We start from the raw sequence: 6,150 nt of genomic DNA, 5'->3' as shown, positions 1-6,150 counted from the left end.
CCGAATAACTAAAATGGTATTTCCGGGGGCTGTTGACGTTTCATGAGCATCATATGAAACGTCAACAGCCCCAAAGATCTTGTATTTATTTTTTGAAAACATTTAGATCCAAGCGCCAGCTATCATCGTTAAGATGCGACCTGCAAAGCCCAAAGCTTTGCGTATATACCTCCTTTATCCAGCAACATGTCGTGGGAACCCTGCTCAACAACCTCACCGTTCTCCAGCACCAGGATGCGATCCGCATGGCGGATGGTGTTGAGTCGATGAGCAATACTGATCACGGTTCGTCCTTTGGTTATGGCGTCCATATTGGACATCACTGCGGCCTCAGACTCGTAGTCCAGGGCACTGGTAGCTTCGTCCAGCAGCAATATGCCGGGTTGGGTGATAAGAGCTCTGGCCAGGGCGATTCGTTGACGCTGCCCGCCAGACAGTCGATTGCCGCGTTCTCCCACCTGGGTGTCATATCCCTGGGGGAGCTGAGAGATAAATTCAGTGGCGCCGGCCAGCTCAGCTGCAGTGAAAACTTCTTCATCAGACGCTTGCGGGCGGCATTGACGGATGTTGTCAGCTACCGTCCCGGAAAACAGATAGCTCTCCTGCAGCACCACACTCATATTGCGACGCAGTGCAACGGGATCTGCGATCGCCAGATCGATTCCATCGACCAGCACCTGCCCATGTTGCGGCGCATACAGTCGCTGTAACAGGCGGGTTAATGTGGACTTGCCGGAGCCAGAGGACCCGGTAATGCCGACGAATTCCCCTGGCTGGATCTCAACATTTAGATTGCGCAAAACTTCCGCATCATCTTCCCGGTAACGGAAGCGAACATTCCTGAACGACACTCCGCCCTGTAACGAAGGTACCGATGCCAGCCCTTCCGTACCGCATTCCGTCGGTTCATCAAGGATGTCGCCGATGCGGCGCAGAGAGATCAAGGTGTGTTGAAAGTCCTGCCAGATCTGCGCAAGTCTCAGGATAGGCTGGGTCACGTGGCCTGAAAGCATATTGAAGGCGACCAGACCACCAGGGCTCAATTCTCCTTTCATTACCAGATTGACGCCCCACCACAGCACCAGTGCCGAGGCAAGTTTCTGGATCAGCCCAATCCCCTGCCCCGCCCAAATACCCGTCACTTTGGCGCGAAAAGAGGCTCGCACGAAGTTCGCCAGTTGAAACTCCCAACGACGCAGGAATGATGACTCCACCGCATTGGTTTTAATGGTCTCAACGCCGGTGACCGCTTCCGTGAGAAAGGCGGTATTGTCAGCTCCCAACTCATATTCGCGAGTCACTTTTGCACGCAGTACCGGACCAACTGCCAGCCAGAACACGAAGTAACACACCAGAGAACCCAGCACGATCCAGGTGAGCAGCGGCGCGTAATAAAACATGACCGCCACGAACAAGAGTATGAATGCAAGATCAATCAGCATGGTGAGAGCCGAGCCGGTGAGAAACTGCCTGATCTGCTGCATCTCCCGGCATCTGGCAATAATTTCACCGGTTTGTCTTTGCTGGAAATAAGCCAGCGGCAATCCAATGAGATGCTGGTACAGACGAGTGGAAAGTTCTGAATTCACCTTTGAGGCTAAATTCGTAAACAGCCAGGAACGAATAAAACCGTAAAGAGGATCGAATATCGCTAATGCAAGCATTGCGATGCCCAACACCTGAAGACTGGAAACACTGCGGCTGGACAACACCTTGTCGATAACGTTTTCAAACAACATTGGCGTTACCAGTGCGATCAGTTGTATCACCAATGACACAGCGACCACTGTCCGAAACTGGGCCATATGTTTTCGAATCGAGGGCAAAAACCAACCGAAACCAAATTTCTGATTAATCGGAGGCTCATCTGTCACAGCCAACAGAATGGCCTCGCCGGACCAGTTTTGGTGAAACACCTCCAGGGGATATTCCCGATCAACACCTCTTACTGGGTGATAGAGCTTTGCCGTTGAATCCGTCACCCCCTCCAATACCAGCCAGCCCTGTTCTGTCGCGACCATAATCGGCATTGGCAAGGCACTCAGACGCGATATGTCTGACTGCACAGCTCTTGCACGTAATCCACTCCACTGCGCGCAACGACAAAGATCCAGGCTGTCGACTCTGCCTTCCACTTTGCCCAGCTTGTGTATTAATTGGGCGGTCTCCACAGCAATCTGAAACCCGGCCGCAGCCCGGCTTAACGCCTTCAATGACAGTTCGTTGTACGCTGCATCGGTAGAAATGATGGCCTCTTCATTGGCCGCCGGAATGACGGCGTCCTGGAGGTTTTCGCAAGGCCGGGTCACGGCAGTCATTATCTTTCCCTCAGCGCTTCAGATTTGTACTGCATGAGCGGGCTGAGGAGATAATCAATCACCCGACGTTTACCGGTATGAATTTCAGCGACCAGGCTCATTCCCGCTTGCAATGGCACCCGCTGGTCTTCAAGGTCAATATCGCTCCGGGATAATGCGACGCGGGCCGGAAACACCAAACCCAACTGTTCATTCTGAACCGCATCCCGGGAGATATGCTGAACTCGCCCCGAAATCGTGCCGTAACGCGTGTAGGGAAAGGCATCTACCTTCACTTCGACATTCTGGTCTGCCTGTACGAAACCCACGTCTTTGTTAAGAATCATGACTTCCGCTTCCAATAGTGCCCCTTCAGGCACGATCACCATTAACCCCTGAGCCGCCTCGACCACTCCGCCGATCGTGTGCACCGCCAGCTGTTGAACAACGCCGTTCACCGGCGCTCGTAGGGTCATTAGTCGCCGACGTTCCTTTACCTTGATCAGTCGTTGTTCCATGGCCGCGATTTCCACATCGGCAGCGGCAAGCTTGTCGTAGTATTCGCGCCTGATACCCGCCACGTAGCTATGCTTTTGGTCTTGCAGGTTTTGGTATCGGGTCTGAAGGACGGCCAGCTCGGCTTTTTGCCTATTCAGTGCCCGCTCCCCCTCCAATTGCTCCTTCAGCTGTTCCAGCAACTGCATTTTGGGATGGAGTTTCTCCGCCGCGAGAGTTTTCCAGGCAGAGAGACGTTCCTCAATATTGCTGGTCAGTTTCTCCATGGCGGTGATTTCTGTCTCCAGCGACTGCTGACTGGCCAGATTGATTTCCATGTCACTATCCAGCTTTCTCAGATTGGCCTGGGTTTCCTCCCACTCAATCACTAAATGCTGTAGCGCGGCGCCAGCCATCTCAGGGGGAATGTCAGCCGGTGGATCAAAGCGATTCATCGGTTGTTCTGTCAGCAAAGCTTGCATTCGCGCTCGCAGGAGACGCTGTGAACGAAGCTGACCTTCCAGTTCCGCTATTTCGGCATCCACACCGATGGGATTCAGGCTGATCAAGGGGTCGCCAGCTTCCACTCTCTGACCTTCTTTAACATGGATGGTTTTGATTTCACCGGCTTCTATGGATTGAATTTCCTTTGAATGACTGGAAACGATCAAACGCCCTGTGGCACCGGCATTAATATCCAGCCGGCCGAAAACAGACCATGCCAGGGCGATTAACAGAGTCAGCGTTAGAAGTGCCGCAATTCGTCTTGCCCAGGGTGCTGGCGGTCGATGGGCAATCTCCAGGTAACCAGGTTGGAATTCGTATTCCAGGCTTGAGCGTCCGACATGTGTCTCTTTGGTTTTCTGGTGATCTCTTGATTCAAGAATGGCTTTGACATGCTTCAGAAACATCAGGCGACCTCCCGACTCAAATCCTGCTGCAACCGCCAAAGCCGTGTGTAACTGCCATCCAGTGACAATAGCGCTTCATGGCTGCCGGATTCAGCAATCTTCCCCTGCTGCAGCACAATGATCTGGTCACACTGACGAACCGTTGAAAGACGGTGGGCAATTGTGATGACCGTTCTGCCTTGCGCTATTTTGGCCATATTGCTCTGAATCAACGCCTGGGATTCATCGTCCAGGGCACTGGTGGCTTCATCCAAAATAAGAATGCTTGGGTTTTGCATCAGGGCTCTGGCTATGGCAATACGCTGCCTTTGCCCACCGGAGAGAGAAGCGCCCCCTTCAGCCAGCACGGTGTCATATCCCCTGGAAAGCTTGAGAATAAATTCATGGGCGCCGGCGAGCTTTGCTGCTGCAATCACCTGATCCAGTGAGACGGTTGGATCTTTAATGGCAATATTGTCCCGAACACTGCGATTAAACAGGTAGTTTTCCTGCAGGACGACACCAATATGTTGACGAAGGTATCCGGGATCGACGTCCTGTAGCGGCTGCCCATCGATGAGTATTTCTCCACTGTCTGGAACATACAGCTTTTGCAGTAATTTGGTCAGCGTCGATTTTCCTGAGCCTGACGGCCCCACGATTCCCAGCGTCGTACCCGCCTCGATCTTAAGGTCAATTCCTTTCAACACAGGGTCCTGGTCGGGTTGATAGCTGAATACCAGCTGCTTTAATTCCAGCTCTCCGGTCATCTCATAGTCCAGCAGCAGGTCTCCATTCTCCTGTTCTGCCGGCAGGTTAAGCATGTCCCCCAGTTTGTCCACGGCAACTCTCGCCTGGACAAACTGTTGCCAGAGCTCAATTAATTTGGCGACCGGCTGGCTGATATGAGACGCCATCATATTAAAAGCAATGAGCTGGCCGATAGTCAGTTCAAGGGCCATGACGAGATTGGCGCCGACCCAGATAACCCCCACCCCAGTCAGTTTTTGCAGCAGCGTGACGCCATGATTCACCAGACTGTTGAGGGTCTGGGTAACGGAACACGGCCACCGACATATCCCGAGTCTGGGCCTCCCAGCGCCGCTGCATGCGAGGCTCGATCGCGAGACTTTTAACGGCTTCAGCACCACTGACAGATTCATTCAGGAAGGCGGTATTGACAGCCGATGTCTGAAACTGTTCTTCGATGCGGGATTGCAGCGGGGCCGTGGTGTATCGTGCCAACAGGAAGTAGAAAGGAAATGATGCCAGTACCAGCCACGTTAACAGTGGAGACAGCCAAAACATCACACCAATGAATACAAAAGAGAACAGCACATCAACGCACAAAGTGAGAATAGAGCCGGTCAGAAAATCCCGAATACTATCCAGCTCCTGCACCCGGGTAATGATGGCGCCGACCTGGCGATGCTTGAAATACAGCAAGGGAAGTCCGAGTAAATGTCGGAATAGCTTGATTCCCAGGGCAATATCAATCCGATTGGCGGTGTGGGCAAACAAGTAGTCCCTTAAGCCTCTCAGAACGACTTCAAACAATCCCACAATTACCAGGACAAAGACCAGGACGTCGAGTGTGGACAAAGCCTGATGTACCAAAACCTTGTCCATGACCACCTGGAAAAACAATGGCAGCATCAACGCCAGAAATTGCAGCATCAACGAGAACACCAGAACTTCGCCGATCAATTTCCGGTGACGCATAAATTCCGGAATAAACCAGGTAATATCGAATTTCAGTGCCGGTCCCTGAACCTGAACAATCCAATCGCCCCATTCCTGTTGAAATGCCTTGGTGCCGACCACCATCGGTGCGGGCTGATCATACTCCTGAATCAGCGCCTGCCCCTCGTTCATTTTTGCCAGTAATGCGTACCTTCCCTCTTGGTTTTTGAACACGAGAGGAAGCATATTTAGATTGAGTTTTTTCCAAGCCAGGCGCCTGAGTCTGAGCGTTACACCATGAGCGAGTCCCAGCGCTCTCACCCGCTGTTTATCAGATCGGTAATCCTGATCGAGAATAGCATCGGTGTTTTCCTTTCCTTCAGAACAGGAGGTTCCCGCCAGCTGCAACAGTAGACGGCAGCTACCAAGTAACGATTCACTGTCGGTCGATGTCGATTCGTGGCTTACGGTGTCTTTGGTCAAGCCTCTCTCCTGCAGCAGAAGTAAATCCATTAACGTTCGCTTCTTTACAGTCTGGATTTGCAACCATTATGCCACTCCGAAATACTCTTAACCTTTTGTTTTATATAGATAATATTTTCATGCGGAAGTTTAAGGGGTATAACCTGGGTTATGGCTTTTTTTCCCAAAAGTATCTTAGCGTTATGTTTTTCAAACACTTAGAGACGCATTATAAAAGTTATAACTATTCCAATAGTTATGGGCCTATAGAACACTTTAAGCGGGCTGATTGACTTGCGCTCACGCCGATAAATTTTTCTCCA

4 protein-coding genes are annotated in these 6,150 nt (G+C 51.7%); all 4 read right to left on the bottom strand.

The window, feature by feature from the left end; all coding sequences use genetic code 11:
• Positions 1–128 precede the first annotated feature (128 nt).
• Genes F566_RS0115165 through F566_RS37940 form a run of 4 tightly spaced genes read right to left on the bottom strand, consistent with a single transcriptional unit; the run spans position 129 to position 5,878 of the window.
• Positions 129–2,318 carry a type I secretion system permease/ATPase gene (locus F566_RS0115165; protein WP_020407855.1) on the bottom strand — a complete coding sequence of 730 codons (2,190 nt, stop codon included), beginning with the start codon at positions 2,316–2,318 and terminating at the stop codon, positions 129–131.
• Positions 2,318–3,703, bottom strand: a complete 1,386-nt coding sequence (locus F566_RS0115160) for an HlyD family type I secretion periplasmic adaptor subunit (protein ID WP_020407854.1) — start codon at positions 3,701–3,703, stop codon at positions 2,318–2,320. The genes F566_RS0115165 and F566_RS0115160 overlap by 1 nt, the downstream gene beginning before the upstream one ends.
• Positions 3,703–4,644, bottom strand: coding sequence for a peptidase domain-containing ABC transporter (locus F566_RS37945; protein ID WP_281169109.1), 942 nt, complete (start codon positions 4,642–4,644; stop codon positions 3,703–3,705). Before F566_RS37945 ends, F566_RS0115160 begins: the two co-directional genes overlap by 1 nt.
• Positions 4,634–5,878: an ABC transporter transmembrane domain-containing protein gene (locus tag F566_RS37940; RefSeq protein WP_281169108.1), complete on the bottom strand. Its 1,245-nt coding sequence runs from the start codon at positions 5,876–5,878 to the stop codon at positions 4,634–4,636. Before F566_RS37940 ends, F566_RS37945 begins: the two co-directional genes overlap by 11 nt.
• Positions 5,879–6,150 lie beyond the last annotated feature (272 nt).

Source organism: Hahella ganghwensis DSM 17046, from assembly GCF_000376785.1.
In the GTDB taxonomy this organism is placed as follows: domain Bacteria; phylum Pseudomonadota; class Gammaproteobacteria; order Pseudomonadales; family Oleiphilaceae; genus Hahella; species Hahella ganghwensis.
Note: the sequence above shows the minus strand (reverse complement) of the source record. Positions and strands in the feature narration are given on the sequence as shown.

What these genes read in the sequence shown, in the direction of transcription:
- F566_RS0115165 (WP_020407855.1), bottom strand. Translation starts at nt 2,318, where the DNA reads ATGACTGCCGTGACCCGGCCTTGCGAAAACCTCCAGGACGCCGTCATT.
- F566_RS0115160 (WP_020407854.1), bottom strand. Translation starts at nt 3,703, where the DNA reads ATGTTTCTGAAGCATGTCAAAGCCATTCTTGAATCAAGAGATCACCAG.
- F566_RS37945 (WP_281169109.1), bottom strand. Translation starts at nt 4,644, where the DNA reads ATGGCCCTTGAACTGACTATCGGCCAGCTCATTGCTTTTAATATGATG.
- F566_RS37940 (WP_281169108.1), bottom strand. Translation starts at nt 5,878, where the DNA reads ATGGATTTACTTCTGCTGCAGGAGAGAGGCTTGACCAAAGACACCGTA.